Source organism: Catenulispora sp. MAP12-49, from assembly GCF_041262705.1.
In the GTDB taxonomy this organism is placed as follows: Bacteria; Actinomycetota; Actinomycetes; order Streptomycetales; family Catenulisporaceae; genus Catenulispora.
The window spans coordinates 28,866-48,669 of the sequence record NZ_JBGCCP010000038.1 but is presented as its reverse complement, the minus strand read 5'-3'; the positions used below and the strand labels follow the sequence as shown (position 1 = coordinate 48,669).

The 19,804-nt window shown below is 68.6% G+C and carries 18 protein-coding genes; 10 read left to right on the top strand and 8 right to left on the bottom strand.

Translation table 11 applies throughout. From position 1 onward, the window contains the following. Positions 1-150: 150 nt before the first annotated feature. The 6 genes from ABIA35_RS41050 to ABIA35_RS41025 all read right to left on the bottom strand — a co-directional run bounded on the left by ABIA35_RS41050 (position 151) and on the right by ABIA35_RS41025 (position 6,156). Positions 151-1,257 (bottom strand): SPFH domain-containing protein, encoded by a 1,107-nt coding sequence (locus ABIA35_RS41050; RefSeq protein WP_370345531.1) that lies wholly within the window; start codon positions 1,255-1,257, stop codon positions 151-153. Between the two features lie 3 nt (positions 1,258-1,260). Continuing rightward, positions 1,261-3,534, bottom strand: coding sequence for a hypothetical protein (locus tag ABIA35_RS41045; RefSeq protein WP_370345529.1), 2,274 nt, complete (start codon positions 3,532-3,534; stop codon positions 1,261-1,263). Further along, complete coding sequence (locus ABIA35_RS41040; RefSeq protein ID WP_370345527.1) at positions 3,531-4,289, bottom strand: hypothetical protein; 759 nt, start codon at positions 4,287-4,289, stop codon at positions 3,531-3,533. The genes ABIA35_RS41045 and ABIA35_RS41040 overlap by 4 nt, the downstream gene beginning before the upstream one ends. A gap of 28 nt (positions 4,290-4,317) precedes the next feature. Beyond that, complete coding sequence (locus ABIA35_RS41035; RefSeq protein WP_370345525.1) at positions 4,318-4,821, bottom strand: Pycsar system effector family protein; 504 nt, start codon at positions 4,819-4,821, stop codon at positions 4,318-4,320. An 86-nt stretch (positions 4,822-4,907) separates the two neighbouring features. Then, positions 4,908-5,567, bottom strand: coding sequence for a Crp/Fnr family transcriptional regulator (locus tag ABIA35_RS41030; RefSeq protein WP_370345523.1), 660 nt, complete (start codon positions 5,565-5,567; stop codon positions 4,908-4,910). A gap of 19 nt (positions 5,568-5,586) precedes the next feature. Beyond that, entirely contained in the window at positions 5,587-6,156 is a 570-nt protein-coding gene (locus ABIA35_RS41025) for a hypothetical protein (RefSeq protein WP_370345521.1), read from the bottom strand. A gap of 184 nt (positions 6,157-6,340) precedes the next feature. Here ABIA35_RS41025 and ABIA35_RS41020 point away from each other — a divergent pair, with 184 nt between their 5' ends. Both ABIA35_RS41020 and menC read left to right on the top strand, forming a co-directional pair. Further along, entirely contained in the window at positions 6,341-7,060 is a 720-nt protein-coding gene (locus ABIA35_RS41020) for a Crp/Fnr family transcriptional regulator (RefSeq protein ID WP_370345519.1), read from the top strand. Between the two features lie 267 nt (positions 7,061-7,327). Next, complete coding sequence (gene menC, locus ABIA35_RS41015; RefSeq protein ID WP_370361530.1) at positions 7,328-8,434, top strand: o-succinylbenzoate synthase; 1,107 nt, start codon at positions 7,328-7,330, stop codon at positions 8,432-8,434. 123 nt (positions 8,435-8,557) lie between these two features. Here the strand turns inward: menC and ABIA35_RS41010 are convergent, their stop codons facing one another. After that, the gene (locus ABIA35_RS41010) at positions 8,558-10,660 is read right to left on the bottom strand and encodes a hypothetical protein (RefSeq protein WP_370361529.1); all 2,103 of its coding nucleotides are present in this window, start codon (positions 10,658-10,660) and stop codon (positions 8,558-8,560) included. Between the two features lie 253 nt (positions 10,661-10,913). Further along, positions 10,914-11,087: a hypothetical protein gene (locus ABIA35_RS41005; protein WP_370345513.1), complete on the bottom strand. Its 174-nt coding sequence runs from the start codon at positions 11,085-11,087 to the stop codon at positions 10,914-10,916. Between the two features lie 86 nt (positions 11,088-11,173). On the opposite strand from ABIA35_RS41005, the gene ABIA35_RS41000 reads away from it, so the two are divergent. The 8 genes from ABIA35_RS41000 to ABIA35_RS40965 all read left to right on the top strand — a co-directional run bounded on the left by ABIA35_RS41000 (position 11,174) and on the right by ABIA35_RS40965 (position 19,740). Further along, positions 11,174-12,130 (top strand): helix-turn-helix domain-containing protein, encoded by a 957-nt coding sequence (locus ABIA35_RS41000; RefSeq protein ID WP_370345511.1) that lies wholly within the window; start codon positions 11,174-11,176, stop codon positions 12,128-12,130. Between the two features lie 149 nt (positions 12,131-12,279). Continuing rightward, positions 12,280-13,053 (top strand): AzlC family ABC transporter permease, encoded by a 774-nt coding sequence (locus tag ABIA35_RS40995; RefSeq protein ID WP_370361528.1) that lies wholly within the window; start codon positions 12,280-12,282, stop codon positions 13,051-13,053. 1 nt (position 13,054) lies between these two features. Then, positions 13,055-13,381, top strand: coding sequence for a branched-chain amino acid transporter permease (locus ABIA35_RS40990; protein ID WP_370345507.1), 327 nt, complete (start codon positions 13,055-13,057; stop codon positions 13,379-13,381). Between the two features lie 351 nt (positions 13,382-13,732). Further along, a complete protein-coding gene (locus tag ABIA35_RS40985) occupies positions 13,733-14,950 on the top strand; it encodes a radical SAM protein (protein ID WP_370345505.1) in 1,218 nt (405 codons plus the stop codon). Beyond that, complete coding sequence (locus tag ABIA35_RS40980; protein ID WP_370361527.1) at positions 14,947-15,726, top strand: class I SAM-dependent methyltransferase; 780 nt, start codon at positions 14,947-14,949, stop codon at positions 15,724-15,726. The genes ABIA35_RS40985 and ABIA35_RS40980 overlap by 4 nt, the downstream gene beginning before the upstream one ends. Positions 15,727-15,734: 8 nt before the next feature. Beyond that, the gene (locus tag ABIA35_RS40975; RefSeq protein WP_370361526.1) at positions 15,735-16,916 is read left to right on the top strand and encodes a MalY/PatB family protein; all 1,182 of its coding nucleotides are present in this window, start codon (positions 15,735-15,737) and stop codon (positions 16,914-16,916) included. Between the two features lie 5 nt (positions 16,917-16,921). Beyond that, a complete protein-coding gene (locus tag ABIA35_RS40970) occupies positions 16,922-18,361 on the top strand; it encodes an FAD-binding oxidoreductase (RefSeq protein ID WP_370361525.1) in 1,440 nt (479 codons plus the stop codon). Beyond that, entirely contained in the window at positions 18,358-19,740 is a 1,383-nt protein-coding gene (locus ABIA35_RS40965; RefSeq protein ID WP_370361524.1) for a PLP-dependent aminotransferase family protein, read from the top strand. Before ABIA35_RS40970 ends, ABIA35_RS40965 begins: the two co-directional genes overlap by 4 nt. The last annotated feature ends 64 nt before the right edge of the window (positions 19,741-19,804 follow it).

The window sequence follows — 19,804 nt, the reverse complement described above, 5'->3', positions numbered from 1 at the left end:
CAGTCGCCATCAGCGGCTACCTCTGGCCAGATCTCAGATATCGAAGTTGTCTGACGCCGCAGGCCGCCTACCAGCCCGCGTACGCTCTTAGCGCGCCCCAGAACCAGAACCTTCCTGGGGCGCGCTATTGCCGCGTCAACGGGCACGCTGTCAGTCACCCGCGCCCGACGGCGTCGCGTCGGACAGGATCGCATTGTCCGACTGAGGCTGCCCGTCCAGCGTGGGAATGGGAGTCTTGCGTGCCCGCTTGCCCTGGGCGACGACGTGTTCCACTGTCTGGCTCGCGGCCTGGGGTGTGAAAACTGCGTTTGTGGACTGCTGAAGCCAGTCCAGCGCTGCTTTGGCCTGATCGGAGATCTGCCAACGTTCGATCGCGCCCTCTTCCAGGAGTTTGTTGACGAACTCGATGGTCAGGCGCTGCCCAGCCATTTCCTGCTGGCGCACGACGTTCGCTACCGCGGTCAGTTCTTCCGGGTTCTGCGCCACCTGGAGCACCGCACGGTCGATATCGCCTGCGGCGAAGGCTTCGCGATAGAACGCCATCCGCTGTGTCAGGACTGCGTTCTTGTTGGCCTCCTGAAGCATCCGCAGCTCCTGCCGCAGGCGCTCGGCCTCGATCTGGTGACGCAGGTCCCGTACCTCCTCGGCCTGCGTGAGGCGGGACTTGTCCGGCAGCACCGAGACGATCGTCCTGGTCCACAGCCCGTACTCCCGGCCGATGTGTCTTGTGCTGCCGGACCGCGCCAACGCGGCGGCCAACTGGTCGGGGTCGTTGAAGTCCAGCGTCTCGCCGACCAGTCGATCGTTGATCGTGGCCTCGGCGCCGGCGGACTGGTCCACGTCGAACTCGCGGGCGATGCGTCGCATCTCTTCGGTGATTGCGGGCTGGATCAGCGGACGGATGTCCTGGAGTTGGTTGCGGACGACGAGAGAGGGATCCAGAACCCGCCACTCGACCGTCACCGTGGCGCGGAAGGCGAAGCTGTCATCCTTCCCCGGCAGATCCACTTCGAATTCCAGGTGGCGCACGCCGAGATCGATGTCGTAAACGGACTTCACCCGGCCACGGAACAGGCTGGTGGATCTCGTGTGCTGCCATACCACCGAGTTTGCCCGGTCGTGAGGCCAGACGATCCGGTGCTCCCCACGTGTAGTCACCAGAACGTGCGCAATGTGCGCGGTGACCGGCTCAGCCCGACTACCCAGGTACTGGCGCAGTGCCAAGATTGGGCTGAAGTCGTTGCGGACGTAGTTCACGTTTCATCCTCGCTGTTTCATCGCTGTGTCGTGTACCGCGGTGCGCATGGCCTGCGCGATGGGCGCCGCCAGCGGCTCGTCGAGGTTCTCGACGAGCGTGTCGACCAGGTCGAGGAGCCTGGCGGCGTCGTCCTGGTCATCGATCAGGGCTTGGAGGAACGCGCGCAGCGGTGCGAGCAGTTCGGCGGATTTCTCGGCGGCCCGGATCCAGTCCCCGATCTCGTCCCGCATTGACTTGGAGACAAGCGTCGACGACAACGCCTGCCACACGCACTCGACCAACCGACGTCCCAGCTCGCCGTCGACACTCGCGAGGGCCACGAGCAACGGCCAGTCGGCCCGGGACGGGTCGGCCAGCATCGCGCGAGCCGCCGCCGGCACTGGAAGATCCTCGACGGTCGGGACCTGACGAACTCGCAGGTCGCCGAGGCGGAGTATCGCCAGCAGGCCCAAGAACCGTGCGCCGATCCGCCGATCGCCGATCCAGCCGTCCACCGCGGACACGACCTCCGCGAACCAGCCACGGACAAATAGATCAGCGACCGACTGGCTGGCGATCAGTACGAGTTCCCCGTCATTCCAGACCCCGATCCGGCAAACCAGACGCAGTACGGACGCCACGTCCGACGTGCCGTAGCCGAGGGCTACCGCGGCGGTCCACATCGCCTCCGCCTTGTCAGCACGGGCCCATGTCCGCAGGACCGTGTTCACCGCGGCCCGCGTGTTCTCGTCCCGCGCGGCCTGGTTGAGGGCGGTCGCTGCGACGAGGCGCTGCTTGACGTCCTCCGAATCGGACCACACCGCGATCGCTTCGTGGTAGCAGTAGGCGAAATCCCAGCTGGTGACCAGGCCGATCGCCAAGGCCGCGCGCATCCAGACGTCCGGGCGTCGGTCCTGGCTCAGCTTCTGGAGCCAGGACAGGATGGGACGTCGCAGGTTCGGCCGGTCGCTCCAGACTGCGGCGAGCAGCCGTACCGGCAGGCGGTCGTCGCGGTAGGCCATGAGCTTGGCCGGCACCGAGGCGTCGCCGAACCACAGCACGCCGTCCCGCAGCCGGGCCCGGGTGGCGGCCATCCGGTGCTCGTCGATCTGGGCGAAGACGTTCCGGCCCGGTTCCAGACGAGGATTCGCGGTGGTGAAGAGCTCGAACGCCAGCAGTTCCCCAGCCTCGGCGACCAGATGGGCCGGCGAGTCGTTCAGCACAGCCAGGCTGACCCGGAAGGCGAACTCCTCAATCGGTGCGCGGTTCCGGTGCAGATCCACCCCCTGGGGCAGATCCGCCAGCCAGCTCTCGATCCTCCTGTCGATCAGGTCGCTCCAGGAGGCCAGCGCCTGCTCCCAATCGCACACCCCGTCCGCCAGTCGGATGATCACATCGGCCAGCCATGCCTCCTCGGCCGGGCCGGGATCGACGCCGAGTAAGCCCCACAGCTCCGGGTCCCGGCTCAACACTGTCGTGGTCTCGCGGAATATGGCTTCATCTTCCCGTACCTGGCGCCAAGCCGCCTCGATGCGTGCCGTCACGACCGAGCCTTTGGCTGGAGCCACGTGATCGTGTACGTACACCGTGCCGTTGCCAGATGTCCCGGCGGACGGCAGAAGAATGCAGTAGGCCTTCCTCTGGCGCATCGTCTCGGACAGCCTGTCGAGTGCGGCTTCGTCGAGTCCGTGGTCCGCGGTTCGCAGTTCGGCGAGATATCCGTGCCCGCTCTCGATTCCGTCGCCGCCGGCGTTCGGCAAGCTGTCAGCGGCGAGCCACGAGACCTGGCCTGAGGTGATCTCGGTGAGCAGTTTCAGCGCGGTGGTCGTGCGTCCGCTTTCCCGCATGCCCCGGACGACCACGACACGCCGGTCAGTCAAGATACTGCGTATCTCCGGATCGTTGGGGGCGGCGGCATACCAGGACGTGATCTGTTCGAGATGGTCAGCGCGGACGGGGCCAGAAGCAGGCTGGTGGCGCGATGTCGGGGCAGCGTATATATGCATGCCGCCGGAGATCGTCGCGCCGCCTATTACGCCGACCGGGCCGGCCGCCGAGACACTGCGCTGGAAACTCTCGAAGGCATGGTTGGCCGTGATGGCGTCAGCGGCTCCGCGCGCCTCGAAGAGCGGGTCGGACCGGGCAGCACGGACTTTGTCTTCCGGCGTGAGTTCTACGTGTTCTTCCTCATGTTCCGCGTCATCGCCGGCTTTGCCTGCAGCGTCGCCTCTGGCCCTGCGACCCTCAGGTTTCTCCGCCCCTCCAGGCGATTGCTGTGCCTCCTCTTCGTCGCTCATCGTGAGCCGCCGCCGACGTTGAAGGGGCCGTTCACCGTAGCCTCACCGATGACGCCGACGCTTCCGCCCGAGACCGTGATGTCCTGCCGTCGGCCACCGTCGCGAGCATGGTCGGCAGCGGCACGTGGTTTCGCCCCGCCTGCGTGCTCCTCGGCCGTCCCAGTTTCCTGTGGCATCGGCACTCGAGCCCACCCGGGCAGGTGCAGCCAGGCTGTGGTATCGGTCTCCTTCACCTGGAGCTTGATGCGCGAGAACGCGTCGGGCTCCAGGCCTCCGCCTCGGTGTCGGACAACTTGGTCGTAGACGACCTCGGACACGATCACCGCCAGCGGGGCCGAAGGCGTGGCGCCGAGAACCCGCTTGGCGGCGGGCGCATCGGCCAGCCGCGCCGTGAAGTCCAGCGCAACCCCCGTGTACTCGTTCAAGCTGGGGTGCAGCTCGCCGGCATGTGCGGCCAGCCGAACCTGAAAGGGCCGCTCGGCTTGCTCGTACGCGCGACGGAGCCGGCTGTGGAATGTGCCGAGCCAGGCCCCCAGCACTCGGGATTTGGCGATCTCAGCGCCGAATTGGAGCATGGCGCCGTCGCCAAGGTCCTTTACGCGCACCTGGCCGGCCGGGATGTCGGCCGTCTCAAGCGCTGCGGTGCAACAGTCGTCCAGCAAGTCTCGTGCGACGATCTTCTCCGGGTTCGTCAGTCCTGCTGAGCCTTGGATGTCGTAGACCACCACGAGGTGATGCAGTGCTTCAGTGGACAAGGCCTTCGTCTCCTTGCTTGGGGTTTCTCTATGAGAGGGTTGAACCGAGCGCGTTCATCAGAGCACTGAGCACAAGCAACGCCATTGCCATCTGGATCATCCGGAACTTCGCCACGGCGATCCGCCCGAGAACATGGCCCTGAGCCAACAGCCAGTCCTCGCCGTCTCCGGCCGCAGCCATCACCAGGGAGCGCAGTCGGTCGGCGTCGTACTCTTCCGGCAGATCGAAGAAGGAGACCGGATGAGTACCGGGTGCTGCGGAGCGCAATCGGGGCCGGACCGCGGCGGCCAGTGCCAGGACTGCGGCCACCCAGCTGAGTCGGCCTGCGGTGACGAGTGCGCCCGCGGCGGCGTGGAGCGAGCCATGGTGTACCGCTCCCCTGGAGTCCAGAAGGGTCACCAGGGCGATCGAGGCGGCGCCGAGGGCGGCGGCCTTCCGGTCGGCCCGGTCGATCGCGTTCTCTGCTTGGTCGACGAGATACCGCGGAGCCGACGGCAAAGCCGTGGCAGCGGAACTGGCAGGTGCCGACATGGTGTCCCCTCCTGTGTCAGACCTCTGATGATGTCAGCCGATGGCCACATCCTGTGGCCGCGGTGGCAATGACGCAGTAGCCGAATTCACACTCCGGCGATTGCCGCCAGAGCAGGGCGGTCTACGACGGTGATCTGCCGGCCCGCAGTGACCAGCACGCCCTGAGCCCGAAGGGCCGCCAGGCACTTGGCAACAGATTCCCTGGTGGCACCGATCGCCGCGGCGAGTTCCTGCTGGGGCAGCCTTATGGCCGGCGGGTGGTGTGGTCCGTCCTGATCGAGGGTGATGAGCAGTCGGGCCAGCCGCTGCGCCACAGGGAGTGTGGCCAGGTCTTGGCCGTGCGCGTCGATGGCTCGCAGGCGCAGAGCCATACCGTGCAGCAAGGCGACGCCAGCCGTGGCATGGTTGGCGAGGAACCTGCGGAAGGACTCGCCGGAGACGACATGTGTCTCCAGCGCGGTCAACGCGGTTACCGTCGCGTTGTGGGGACCTCCGTCCAGGACGCTCAGCTCACCCACGACGTCGCCCGGCCCGCAGAGTGCGAGCAGGAATGCGCGACCGTTGGCGGCGTCCGCCCGGACGGAGGCCCAACCGTCCGAGATCGCGATTACGAAGTCGTCCGCCATACCCTGCTGGATCAAGCGATCAGCCGCACCGAAGTGGCGGTGAGCACCCGCAGCGAGCAAGGCTGCGCGATCAGCCGGCGGCAAAGCCGACAGCAGTGGTTCTCGGGCCAGGATGCCCATCGTCTTGCGCCCTCCGCTCCTATCCGGTGTGACCGTGGTGCTTCAGCTCGTCGTGCCACAGGGCTTCCGACGCTCGGTCGGCCGGCCACAGCCAGGCATCGGCGTCCGGCACGTAGTGCCAGGCTCCTGCCAACCCGTCGGCGAGGAGTTCAATGTGCAAGCTAGGCGGCACGACCACCATGAGCTGCGATTCGCCCTGCCGGTGTCTGGGCGTGAGCTCCGACGCCGCCTTGGCCACCCCGCGGTTCGACGCGAGGCTCCGCACGCGGCACAAGCCTGCGCCGCCGAATCCGTCGCCGACTATCCGCACGATCCCGAGGTCAAGGGCGAGCAGGATGAACGGGAACCGTTCGCCCGTCCCCAGCGAACGTTGGGACACGACCGCAACGAGGTCCCTGATGAGGTGGATCTCGTCGATTCCCGGCGGCGCGACGGCGATCTCGCCATCTGAGGTGGCCGCCACATAGAGGCGGTCGAATGCGGCTGAGTGCACAGCCGAGGAAAGCAGCCTTGGCTCCCCACCCGCGGTAGCAACGCACAACCGCCGGACGCCAAGGCTCGTCCCTTCCTCAGAGGAGTCGTCCTCCACGCAAATCCTCCTTGTCGATTCCGTGCCGAGGCTTCTCCTCCGCCCGCCGACGAAAATGGCGCGACCCCGGGCTCGACAAGCCGTCGAAGTACGGGTTTTGCGATATCTGCTGCGCGATTCGTGCAGACCGTCGTAGTTGCCCCTACACCCGGAGCACAATGGGCAGCGATCCGAAGGGAGAACCATGGGCTCTGACGGCACGGCGCGCGCGGCCGGCGCACCTCGGGGGACCTGGCTGTGGCCGGCCAACACCCTTCTCGGTGGGCTCGATCCGGATTCCAGAGACCTCCTGCTGAGGCTGGGCAGAATGGTCCAGTACGGCTCCGGCCGGATCATCCTTCGCGAGACCGATCAGCCGACGTTCGTGTTCGTCCTCCTGGATGGCGTAGTCAAAGCCACTGGTCGCGCCCAGGACACTCGTGACGCGCTGCTAGCCGTCCGGATTGGCGGTGATTTGGTCGGCGAGCTTGGCGTGCTGGATGGACAGCCCCGTTCCGCCACTGTCACCAGCTGCGGGGTCGTGGTCGGTCGGGTGGTGACCCGTAACGACTTCCTCGCTTGCCTGCGGGAGAATCCCCGCGTCGCCGAATCCGTGCAGCGCTCAGTCGTCGGCAAGCTTCGCAGCGCCAATAGCCGCCGCATTGACTTCGCTGGCAGCGACGCTCCTACTCGCGTCGCCCGCGTCCTGTACGACCTGGCTACGACCTACGGCACCCGGGAGGGCGACGGGGCGTTCGTCGCCTGGCCGCTGACCCAACCCGAGTTGGCGACCTTGATCGGGGCGGCCGAACCCACTGTTCACAAGGCTCTACGCGACCTACGGGAGGCTGGGGTTATCGCCACCGGCTACCGACGCCTGCGCATCAACGATCTGGACAAACTCCGGAAGTTGGCGTTCTCCTGAAAGCCGCGCGGTCTGCGATCTTCGGAACGACGGTCAAATCAGCTTCGACGGTCTGCGCTGGCTGCCCTGTTCGCAATTACTGAGACTGGCCATGGCCTGGATTTTCACGCTGCGGATTGCTGCTCGTTGAGCGGCTCTCCGAGGTCCGGCCGGGGAACCGCCGTACTGTGTCAGAGCAGCGCATCAAGCAACGTCGCCAGCAACGTCTGATCCGCAGGCTTGAAGCTGATCGGACGGAACCGATGCGCCGTACGCAAGAATGAACGCATGAGGTTGGAGCGTGCCGAGCTACGTCGGCTGGACCTGCCATTGCGCACGCCGTTCCGTACCTCGCTGGGGCTGGAGCTGCGGCGTGACATCTTGCTGGTGCGGGTGGTCACTTCCGAGGGTGAGGGCTGGGGCGAGTGTGTTGCGCTGCCTGAGCCGGGCTACTCGGAGGAGTATCTCGATGGTGCGGCCGAGGTGATTCGGCGGTTTCTGCTGCCGGCTGTCGCAGTCCTCGATGATCTCACGCCGGCGCGGGTGGCTTCGGCCTTGGCCTGCATCCCGGGTAATCCGATGGCCAAGGCTACGGTCGAGATGGCTCTGATGGATGCCTGGCTGCGTGCTCGCGGGGTGTCCTTCGCGGACTACCTCGGCGGTGTGCGTGGTGAGGTGGAGTGCGGGGTGTCGGTGGGCATCGCCGATTCGATCGGCGATCTGCTTGCCGAGGTGGCCGGCTACGTTGATGAGGGCTATCGGCGGTTCAAGCTGAAGATCGAGCCGGGCTGGGATGTCGAGCCGGTGCGGGCGGTGCGGGAACGCTTCGGTGATGTTGTGCTGCAAGTTGACGCCAACGCCGCCTACACGCTCGGCCATGCGCGGTTGCTGGCCGAGCTCGACAACTTCGACCTGGTCATGCTCGAACAGCCGCTGCCCACGGCCGACCTGCGCGACCATGCGGCGCTGGCCCGCCGGTTGCGGACGCCGATCTGCCTGGACGAGTCCATCACGTCGGCGCGCTCCGCGGTCGACGCCATCGCCCTCGGCGCCTGCGCCATCGTGAACATCAAGGCCGGCCGGGTCGGCGGCTATCTCGAAGCCCGGCGCATCCACGACGTCTGCGCCGCGCACGGGATCCCCGTCTGGTGCGGCGGCATGCTGGAGACCGGCCTAGGGCAGGCCGCCAACCTGGCCCTGGCCGCTCTGCCCGGCTTCACTCTGCCCGCCGACATCGCTCCGTCAAGGCGCTACTTCACCGAGGACGTCACGCCGATGATCACAATGGGCGACGGGCTGATCGCGGTGCCGCGGGGGCCGGGACTGGGGTTGGATCCAGAGCCGGAGATCATGGAGCGTTTCACGACCGATGTGGCGACGCTGACTGAGTTCTAGAGGGTGCCAAGTTCTAGAGGGTGCCGATGTGCTGGGCGATCTGCGTGCTGATCGAGCCGCAGGCCGCGGCCACCGGGGGCAACCCGATGGCCGCGGCCGACTGCTTCGGAGCGGGATGGCCGCCTATGCCGTCTCGCCGTTGGACCAGGACATGACCACACTCGCGGCCTGCCCCGCGTCCCCGTTCCGGGAGACCGGGGCCAGCAGGATCCTGGTCGCCGACTCGGCACTGATCCTTTCGAGCTGGATGTAGCAGGCCTCGTCGAAGGTGCGGGCGAGGGCTTCGGTCGAGCCGTCGGGGCGGATTCGGACGATGTCGTAGTACCAGACGCTCGGGTCGAGGGTCCAGGACAGGAGCGCCTCGGCGACTGTGCCGTACGTGTAGGCGGCGTCGATGGTGAACGACTTCGGGGTGGGAGGGGGTGTGATCGGGCCGTCGAGGAAGGCGAGTTCGCCGATGTTGACGCCGTAGGACGGGATCGGGACCGGGGTGGCGAACCGGAGGTTGATCGCGGCGATCGTGCGGCCCGCGAAGGTGCCCAGGCTGACGGTCTCGGTGTTCCAGCCGGCGGAGTAGGACTTGCCGACTGGCACCGAGGTGGGCTTCGTCGGGGAGTCCTCGAAGAGCAGATCGATGAACAGGCCGAGGTTCGAGCCCGCGCGCCCGGCGTTGTAGCGGATGCGCGCGGTCGTGGTCGAGCTTGCGCGCAGCCGGGTTTTGTACAAGTGGACGGTGCTCTGGTCCCCGACGTTCTGCCGGCCGGTCACGCGCAGCGAGGCGCCGCCGTTCCATGCCATGGTGCTGTCGTAGTCCACGGTCAGGGGCGGAGATCCGCCATCGGCGGTCACCCACCACTGCCAGGTCGGGAGGATGTCCGCGACGCCGGCGTTCGCCCACTGGGCCGTGCCGAGCTGCTGGCCCCCGACCCAGGTGCCGAAGCCCTTGCCGGTGTTGAAACGGGTGACGAAGGGGAAGCCGCCGATCACCGAGCGCTCGGTGATGTAGTGCGCGACGCCGTCCCAGACCTCGTAGTCGCTGTAGGGGTCGCCGGTGCCGCCGCTCGGCGGGCGGAGGCGTCCGGTCCTCGTCGGGTCGCCCTTGGGGCCGGACCAGAAGTAGCGCTCCATCTCGTAGCGCTGCGTCTGGACGGTCGGGTCGTGCAAGTCCGCGCCGGACGGCGGGCAGAGGATGACGGACGTGTCGAACAGGCCCCAGCCGTTGAGCGCGGTGCCGCCCTCGGGGAAGTTGACGCGGGGGTCGTAGTCGGACTGGACGAAGCCGTTGTCGCCGACGTTCGTGCCGATGGAGACGACCTCATAGGGAGCCAGGCCGAGAGTTTTCGCGCGAGTACGCGACGTCTCGCATTTCGCCGAGTCCCACCAGTAGTTGACGAAGATGCTGTCGCACACGCGAGTGCCGCCGTTGCGGATCCATGGTGAGTTGGCCGCGTTGAACTCGTTCTGGTAGTCCAGATCGCCGTTCGGCAGCATCGCGTCGTACCACTGGAGGTGGAAGCCGGCAGGGGCCTTGGCACGCATGTAGGCGAACATCTCCATCAGCGCCTTGGCCAGGGCTTCGCGCTTGTCCTCTGGTGTGAGTTGCGCTTCCTGGTTGATGAAGTAGCCGTCGAATCCGAAGTACGCGGCCATCGCCAGCAGCCGGTCCGCGACGGGGAACGAGCCGTCCGCCTTCTTGGCGACCAACTGCGCGAAATCGTCGGTGCGCGGCCAGTACCAGCAGCCGAGGGACTTGACGCCGTTGCGGTGCGCGGCGTCGGTCCATGCCGGGTTCGGCAGGTTCACGACGCCGTAGACGCTGCAGTCCGGCGGCGAGGCGCCGGCCGTGATGACGCCGTGCCAGGCGCCGAACATGTCAATGTACTGCCAGAAGCGCGAGGTGCGGAGCGTCGCGTCGTCCTGGTGCCGCAGGCCGCGGCAGGTCATGTTGAGGACGTAGTCCCGGGACAGTTCGCTGACCTGTGGACCGTAGGTCAGGCGCGGGTTGGCCTGCGTCGCGGAGAACACCGGGATGCGCTGGGCCAGTGGCACACGGGAGCGGAGGTACTTCGCGTAGGGATCCGTGGCCTGGCTCCAGTTCGCCAGGTCCTTGGCCAGATACCCGTGCAGCCATGGCTCGTGCGGCCAGGTGACCAGTCCGTCCTTGTCCTTGATCGATCCTGGCGGCGGCGGCAGGGCGTGCGTGGCTTCGATTGTCTCGTGGCTCATCCTGTTCTCCCTGCTCAAGGAGGTGCTCTTTCCGAACTCCAGACTTGCCGAGGTCCGGTGGCCCATCAAACGCGGGAGCGGGCCGCCACTACTCCGATCAGTACCTGTCAGGCGTGTCGTGCCGGGGCCGGGCGCGGGCGCCTGCGCCGCGAACATGAAGCAGGCCCTGCGCATTGTCTGCGGAGGGCCTGCGGGTGGATGGACGGTTTGGGCGGATGGTGCGGTGATGCTCTGGTGTCTGCCACAGGCGCGGTCACACGCGCCGGGAGGCGGAGATGTCGTGCCAGGTGCGCTCCAGGTCCCGGTCCTGGGTGGCCCCGGAGCCGCTGAGCTGGGGGCGGGGGCCGGCCTGGCGTCGTTCGTTGCGCTCGAGGCCGTAGACGATGGGGGCGATGATTCCGATGATGATGAACGCTGCGGTTGCCATGTCTCCAACTATGCGCTGCGCAAGTTTCTGCCAACAGTGTCTCTTCTGACGTTGTGGCACAAAAAACAGCCAAGTAGTCTGGCAGCATGTTGAAGACGGTGTCTGTGGTGGTGATCGACGGTGTCGCGCCGTTCGAGTTCGGCGTGGTCTGCGAGGTCTTCGGGATCGACCGGACCGACGACGGGGTGCCGGCGTTCGACTTCCGGGTGTGCGGGGAGCGGCCGGGGGAGCCCTTGCCGATGGGCGTCGGTGCGCAGCTGATACCCGAGTACGGGCTCGATGCCCTCAGTGACGCCGACCTGGTGGCCGTGCCGGCCGCGCGCATCCGCGACGAGTATCCGGCTGAGGTGCTGCGTGCGCTGTCCGATGCCCACGCGCGCGGTGCTTCTGTGCTGTCCGTGTGCTCCGGGGTGTTCCTGCTCGGTGCCGCGGGGCTGTTGGACGGGCGGCGGTGCACCTCCCACTGGCGGTACGCCGAGCAGGTGGCGGCCCGCTTCCCGGCGGCGAGGTTCGACCCCGACGTGCTCTTCGTGGACGAGGGGGACATCATCACCAGTGCCGGGACCGCCGCCGGGATCGACACCTGCCTGCACCTGATCCGCCGGGAGTTCGGGTCGGCCGCGGCCACCGCGATCGCGCGGCGCATGGTCGTCGCGCCGCAGCGGGAGGGCGGTCAGCGGCAGTTCGTCGCGGCTCCCGTCCCCGAGCAGACCGCCGACAGCCTGCAGCCGCTGCTGGCCTGGATGCTCGACCATCTGGACGCCGACCACACCGTGCCCTCGCTCGCCGAGCGGGTCCGGGTCTCCGAGCGCACCTTCGCCCGGCGCTTCGTCGCCGAGACGGGCACCACCCCGCACCGGTGGCTGTCCACGCAGCGCGTCCTGCACGCCCGATCGCTGCTGGAGCAGACCGATCTGGGCATCGAGCACATCGCAGGAGTCTGCGGCTTCGGGACCGCGGCGTTGCTGCGGCACCATTTCCGCCAGGTTGTCGGGGTCACGCCGGCCGACTATCGGCGCGCGTTCTCGCACACAGCGTCCTGACGAACGGCCGTAACAGGCCTCTGACGTCCGAGTATCTGCCGGGCCGATGGGGGCCATCGCCACGACGCCCTGGTGGGCCGTGGACGCAGGTGTCGTCCAGTCATTAGTTTCTGTGTTGTCGCCAGACACCGAAGAAACGGAAACGCGAAATGACTGACGTAGCTCTGAATCGGCCGGAAAGCGAGTCGCGAGTGCGACTCGAAGCCATTCCGGTACGCCTGGGAGAATGGCGCCAGGATGCTCGCGAGGCCGTGCGTGACACGGTGCCGATCGCGATGGGATATGTGCCGCTGGGTGCCACCTACGGCCTGGTCCTGGTGAACGCCGGACTGGCCTGGTACTGGGCGACGCTTTCCTCTCTCGTGATTTTCGCCGGCGCCATGCAGTTTCTCTCGGTGGCGTTGTTGGCCTCCGGCGCGCCATTGGCGGAAGTCGCCACGACCGCGCTCCTGGTCAATCTCCGGCACATCTTCTACGGGCTGTCATTCCCACTAAGGAGGATAGAAGGACCCTTACGCAGACTCTACGGAGTGTTCGCCCTCACCGACGAGACCTACTCGGTGGTGACGGCACGAACGGGAGAGGAACTGACAGGCAGACGGATCCATTTGATCCAGGTCTTCAGCCACGGCTGGTGGGTCCTGGGCAGCACGCTCGGCGCTGCCGCGTCGACGGCCCTGCCCGGACAGGTCCACGGGATCGAGTTCGCCCTCACGGCGCTGTTCGTCGTGCTGGCGATGGAACAGCTCTACAAGGGCGGAAACGCCAGGTCAGCGGGTTACGGCGCCGTCGCCGCGGCCGTGGCGTGGCTCGCAGCTCCCGGGCAGTTCCTCTCGGTCGCCCTGGGCGTCCTGCTCGCCGCGGCCGTCGGTCAGTGGTGGCTGGCCTCGCGCAAACCAACGGAGCAGGAAGGAGGGTTCTGATATGAACAGCGCCCACGTCCTGGCCTCGATCGCCGTGATCTCGGCCGTGACGATCGCCCTGCGCGCCGCCCCGTTCCTCGTCCTCAACCGGTTCAACGACACCCCGGTGCTGCGCGTGCTCGGCACCTTGATGCCACCCGGCGTCATGACCGTGCTCGTGGTCTACAGCATCAGCTCCGTCCACTTCTCTCAAGCGTCCCAAGCCGTGCCTGTCGTGCTCGGCGTAGGGGCGACCGCAGCCCTCCACCACTGGAGGCGCAACCCGCTTCTCAGCATCCTGGCCGGCACGGCCGTCTACGTCCTGCTGCTCAGGCTGTTGGGTTCCTGACCCGACGCGGGTCAGGAGCAACACCGCACCATCCAATTCGCACCATCCAACTCGCACCATCCAATTCGCACCATCCATCCACAGAAAAGGAAACCGCCATGAACGAGAACACCATCACCAACGACGTCGAGATCGAGATCTACGTCGACGAGGCCACCTCCGACCAGGCCGCCCCCTGCGACGTCTGTCGCTGGTAAACCCCTCGCAGCGCTATCCATCTGCCGGTCCGTTCGGTTGCGGGCAGCGTAGCCCGCACACCGAACGGTCCGGCAGGACCCTGTTTCACATCAAAAGTCTTCAGATCAAAGTCTTCAGACCAAGAGTCCAAGCCGTCGATCGAGGGGAACGACCATGACTTCCACAGCCGGCGATCTCCGCCTCGTCGAGGGTGCCGACGCGGTCTGGGCGATCGCCCGGGGCGATAAGCGGGCCCGCCTGCCCAAATCCGCCCTGGACTCCGGCGGCGCGCTGGTGCCCGCCGTGAGCTCCCGCCTGAAGGACGCCGGCTTCTATCGGCCGGCCGAGACCAAGCCCTACGCCGTGACCGTGCTGCCGGCCACCGCCTGCAACCTCGGCTGCGGCTACTGTTATCAGAACCTTGAGCAGGCCGAGGACGGCTCGCCGCGGCCGCCGCGGATCCCCAGTTTCAACCTGCGCGGCAAGCAGATCGAGCGCGTCGTGGACTTCGTCGGCCGGCAGATGGCCGAGCACGGGCACTCCAGCTCGACGCTGCTGATCTTCGGCGGCGAGCCGCTGTTGAACCCGAACGGCTGTGTCGACCTGCTGACCGCCTTCCGGCGCGTCAACCTGGTCCACGGCGACATGGTGACCAACGGGACGCTGCTGAGCGGGCCGCTCGCCGCGCGCCTGGAGGCCGCCGGCCTGAAGTCGCTGCAGATCACCTACGACGGCGGCCAGGAGGCGCACGACACGATCCGGGTGGCCCGCACCGGCGCCGGGACGTTCGACACCATCAACACCAACGTCCGCGAGGCGATCGCGGCCACCGATCTGCACTGGTCGGTGCGCGTCAACGTCTCCCACAAGAACGCGCACACGCTGGTGCCGCTGGTCGAGGAGCTCGCCGCGCTCTACCCGCCGGACCGCACCGACGTCTACTTCAGCCCGGTCCACGACTACGGCGTGGGTTTCAGCAACGAGCTCGAGTACTCCCAGGAACTGGCCGCGACGTTCATCGAGGCCGGGCAGGTCCTGCTCCGGTCCGGCTTTTCGCTCAAGTACCAGGCGATGGGAGAGGACTGCGCCTACTGCGGCGTGGTCGGAGGCAAGACCGGCGCGGTGATCAACGCCGACGGCCGGCTGTACAGCTGCTGGACCACCACCGGCCAGGACGGCTGGCAGGTCGGCAACATCCACAGCGGCTTCAAGCCCGACGCCGACATCGCCGACCGGTGGGTGAGCTGCGAGTCGGACATCAAGTCCGAGCGGTCGCAGGAGCAGCGGCGCCGTTTCCACGACATCGTGGACTACGCCCTGCTGGAGTCCGAGCGCGCCCGGCGGCTGAACCCGGCCCCGGCCGAAGCGCGCGAACTGGTCGCCGCGCCATGACCGCCCAGCTCGCGGCGCCCCCGCGCAGCCGCCTGGCCGACGTCGTGGACGACGTTCTCGGCCACGTCGGCGGCGAGGCGTCCCCGGCGCTGGAGGTCGGCCCCGGACCGGAAGGCCGCGTGACACGGCTGTTCGCCGAGCGCGGGATCCGCCTGACCAGCCTGGAACCGGATGAGCGTTGGGCCGCCGCACTGCGCGCACGGACCCGCGATCACGAGCACATCAGTGTCCTGAGCCGACGCCTGGAGGACTGGGAGCCGCCGGCCGGCCAAGCGGGCGGCTTCGGGATCATCTACGCCGGCCAGTCCTGGCACCTGGTGGAGCCGGGCGTCCGGCTGCATCGGGCCCGGCGGATCCTGCGGCCCGGCGGTGTCCTGGCAGTGTCGTGGAAGCGCGTGGCCAACGTCGAGGACCCGCTGCGCCGAGCACTGGTCGAGATGTACCGCCGGCACAGCCTGGGCCGGCTGGCCGCGCTCACCCTCGACGACCCCGACCGGCCCGGCCGCGACGTCGCCGCCCGGGCCGAGATCCGCGCGGCGGCCGGCTTCACAGACCACACCGTGCTCAGCCATCGGACCTCCGCCGTCCTGACGAAGGCCGACTACCTCGCCCGGCTCGACGCCATACCCGCCTACGCGGGCGTCCCGGCCAAGCCCCGGACCGAGCTGCGGGCCGGACTGGCCTCGGTGTTCAACAGCTTCGGCACGGACCTGGTCCTGGACTACGCCGACGAGTTCTTCCTGGCCCGGTACACCGGGCCGGCCGGCGGACAGTGACCGAGCCGATGCCCGAGTTGATAACAGGGCCCTGGGAAGCCGTGAGTGCCGATCCGGCCTGGCTGCGGTCCAAGCCGGGGATCAAGTGGGCGAGCGCCGCTCCCGGCGTGCTGCCCGCGTGGGTGGCCGAGCTGGACTTCGCGATACCGCCCGCGGTCCGCCGAGGCCTGGCCGACCTCGCCGGCGTCGGTGATCTGGGCTATCCGGCCTGGCTGGAAGGCGCGGGCACGCCGCTGCGCGAAGCCTTCCGCGACCGGATGGCCGCACGCCACGGCTGGTCCCCGGATCCCGCGCAGACGCGGGAGTTCACCGATCTCAACCAGGCGCTCCAAGCCGTCCTGCACGTCGCGACCGAGCCGGGGGACGCCGTGGCGATGCACGTGCCCGGCTACCCGACCTTCCTCAGGACGCTGCCGAAGATGGGCCGCCGCCTCATACCGGTCGCGCTGGATCACGGCCGGGATGGCTGGAGCTTCGACGCGGCGCGGCTGGACGACGCGGTGGCCGCCTCCGGCGCGCGCACGCTCATCCTGGTCAACCCGCACAACCCCACCGGCAGGGTCCTGACTCCCGCCGAACTGGCGGCGATCGCCGACGTCGCCGAGGCCCGGGATCTGCTGGTGATCTCCGACGAGATCCACGCCGATCTGGCCTACGCGCCGGCGGTGCACGTCCCGTTCGCCTCGCTGTCCGCCCGGACCGAAGCCCGGACGGTCACCATGACCTCGGCCAGCAAGGCGTTCAACATCGCAGGGGCCTGTTGCGCCGTCGCCCACGTCGGCTCCGCGCGGGTCCGCGACGGCCTGGACCGCCTTCCGCCGGATCTGTTGGGCCGGATCGGCTCGGCCGGCGTCATCGCGACGCTCGCGGCGTGGCAGGAATCAGACCCCTGGCTGACTACCGTGCTGACGACCCTGGCGGCCAACCGCGGCCGACTCGGCGCGGCGCTCCCGGAGGGCATCGGCTACCACGAGCCGGAAGCGACCTGTCTGGCGTGGCTGGACTGCCGGTCTCTGGGCTTGACCGATCCGGCGGAGTTCTTCCTGCGCAAGGCCGGGGTGGACCTCATCTCAGGGTCCTCCTTCGGTGCCGGCGGCGAGGGCTTCGTCCGGCTCAACTTCGGGACCACGCCAGCCGTCCTCGCCGAGATCTGCGCCCGCATGCGCCAGGCCGTCGAGACGCTGAGGTGACGTCCATGCGAACCCTGATGCGCGAGCCGGAGGTCCGCGACGCGCAGGTCCGCGATACGCAGGTAAGCGGCGCGGGCACCGCAAGCCCGTGGCGCGATCTGCGCACGCGTCTGGACGGCGAGCTCCTGCTCCCGGGCGATCCCGGATACCGCCGTGCGCGGCAGGTGTTCCTGGCCCGCTACGACGACGTCCTGCCGGCCGCGGTGGTGCGCTGCCGGACGCCGCACGACGTGGTGACGGCCGTGGGTGCGGCGGTCCGGGTCGGACTGCCGGTCGTCCCGCGGTCCGGCGGGCACAGCCTGGCCGGGTTCTCCACCGGGACGGGCGTCGTGGTGGATCTGGCGCCGATGAACCGGATGGACTTCCTGCCCGGACGCCTGGTGCGCGTGGCCGCCGGGACCCGGGCCGGCCGGCTGAACCGGTTCCTGACCGCCGCCGGCCGGATGGTGCCGGTCGGCACGGACACCCGGGTGGGGGTCGCCGGCCTGACCCTCGGCGGCGGGCTCGGCATGGCCGGCCGGCGGTTCGGATACACCTGCGACCACCTGGTCGCCGCCGATGTCGTGCTCGCCGACGGCCGCTGGGTGACCTGCGACCGGGACCGCCATCCCGATCTGTTCTGGGCTCTGCGGGGCGGCGGTGGCAGCTTCGGCGTGGTCACCTCGCTGTCGTTCGCGACCCGTCCGGCCCTGAGCCTGTCGGGGTTCCGGCTGCGATGGCCGTTCGCCGTCGCCGAAGCCGTGGTCCAGGGCTGGCAGGGATGGATCCGGGGGCTCCCGGAGGACTTCATGACGTTTCTCGCGCTGCGCGACGACGGCGCACCGGGTTCCGGACCGACCCTCGAGCTCTACGGCAGTGCGCTGGGCACCGGGCCCGAGGCCGTGACGCGTGCCGTCGCCCCGTTGGCGTCGGTGGTGGGGACGCCGCCGACCGTCGAGGCACTGTGGGCGATGTCCTTCCGGGACTCGATCGCCTTCTGGGACGGGACGCGGGACCGGCACGGCTGGCGCGCGACCAGATCAGAGTGCTTCGACACCGCCGTCCCGGCTGAGACGCTTGTTGATGAGTTCCGCGGCTCTCGGCGCCTGGGACAGAACCGCAGCGTGGAACTGATCCAGCTCGGCGGCGCGTACGACGCGGTCCCGGCGCCGGATTCGGCCTTCGCGCATCGCGGCCAGTCGTTCACCGTCAAGCACTCCGTCGAAGTCGCCGCCGACGCGGCAGCGGGGGAGAAGGAGCTCGCGCAGCAGTGGGTGGACCGCTCGTGGGAGTCGGTGCGGCCCTACGGATCCCGCGCGGTCTATCCGAACTTCGCAGACCCCGACCTCGCCGACTGGGCCCAGGAGTACTACGGGGCGAACTACCAGCGGCTGCAAGAGGTCAAGGCGGCCTACGATCCCACGGACCTGTTCCGCTTCCCCCAGTCGATACGGCTGCCGAGATGACCGCGGGCGCGCTGGCGCGGATGGTTCGTGAAGCGCCCCAGCCCGATGGCGGACATGGACACCACCCGGCCTACCAGGTGCTGGCCCACGCGGTACGGACCCTGATTCTCGACGGCCGGATCTCGCCGCGCACCAAAGTCCCGGCTGAGCGGGAGCTGGCGACCGCGCTGGGGATGAGCCGGACGACCGTGACCGCGGCCTACGATCTGCTGCGGCGGGAGGCCTTTTTGGAGAGCCGGCGCGGGTCGGGGACTTGGACAGTGTCAACGGCACCGCAGCCTCAGCCCGTCCTGCGGCTGGTTTATGGCGAAGCGGACCAGATCGACATGGCGCGTCCGATCCTCGCCGGACCCTCGTCCGAGAACCTGGCGCGGGTGCTGTCCGAAGCGGCACCGCTGATCGCGGCCCACTTGTCCGACGCGGCCCCCGGCCGCCATCCCGCAGGCTTGCCCGACCTGCGCGCCGCCGTCGCGGAGCACTACACGTGCCGCGGTTTGCCGACCACGCCGGACCAGATCGTCATGACCGGCGGACCCCGGGCCGGAATGGCGCTCGCGACCGGCCTGTTCTGCGGCTCTGAAGATCGCGTCCTGGTGGAGAACCCGACGCATCCCGAGGCGCTCGCGGTGCTCCGTTCCAGGGGTCTGCGACTGATCCCGGTCCCGGTCGGCGCCGCCCTGACCTCCGCCTTCCTGCAGAGTGTTCCGCGTCTGGCCTACCTCAGCGCGGGCTACCAAGTCCCGACCGGTACCGTCCTGTCCGCCGAGAGCCGCCTTGAAGCAGCTGATGCGGCCCGGCGCGCCGGAACCTGGCTCGTCGCCGACGAGACCGCACTGGAGCCGGCGCTGGACGGGGACGGGCCCGAGCCCTTCGCCCTCGGAATCCCCCGGGCGGCAGCCGACCAGGTCATCGCCATCGGCGCACCGACCGGGACCCCCGAGGCAGGCCTGCACGTCGGCTGGATCCGCACGACGGTCAGCGCCGCCGCCGCACTAGCCCGCCATCAGGCCGCGACCGGCCTCGGCGGATCAGTGCTCGATCAAATAGTCGCGCTCGACATGCTGCGCCGCCACGACACCGTCCTGGCCGAACGCCGCGCCGCCCTGCGGGAGCGGCGCGCGGCCCTCGAGACGGTGTTGGCCCGGCACCTCCCGCAGTGGTCGTGGCGCAGCCCCGCCGGCGGCGTCGGGCTGTGGGCGGACACCGGCCGGACCGGAGCCGCGGCCCTCGCCCGGCGCGCGGCCGGCGCGGGCCTGACGATCGCCGACGGCTCGCGCTTCGGTGTCGACCCCGGCAGCTTCGACCAGCGCCTCCACCTTCCGTACACGCTGCCGCCGGCGGTCCTGGCCGAGGCCGTGCGCCGGCTGGCCGCCGTGTGAGGCTGCGGCGGGATCCCGGCGCGCCGCGGCGGGTAAGCGAAATGTGACCCGCAAAGGAACTTTG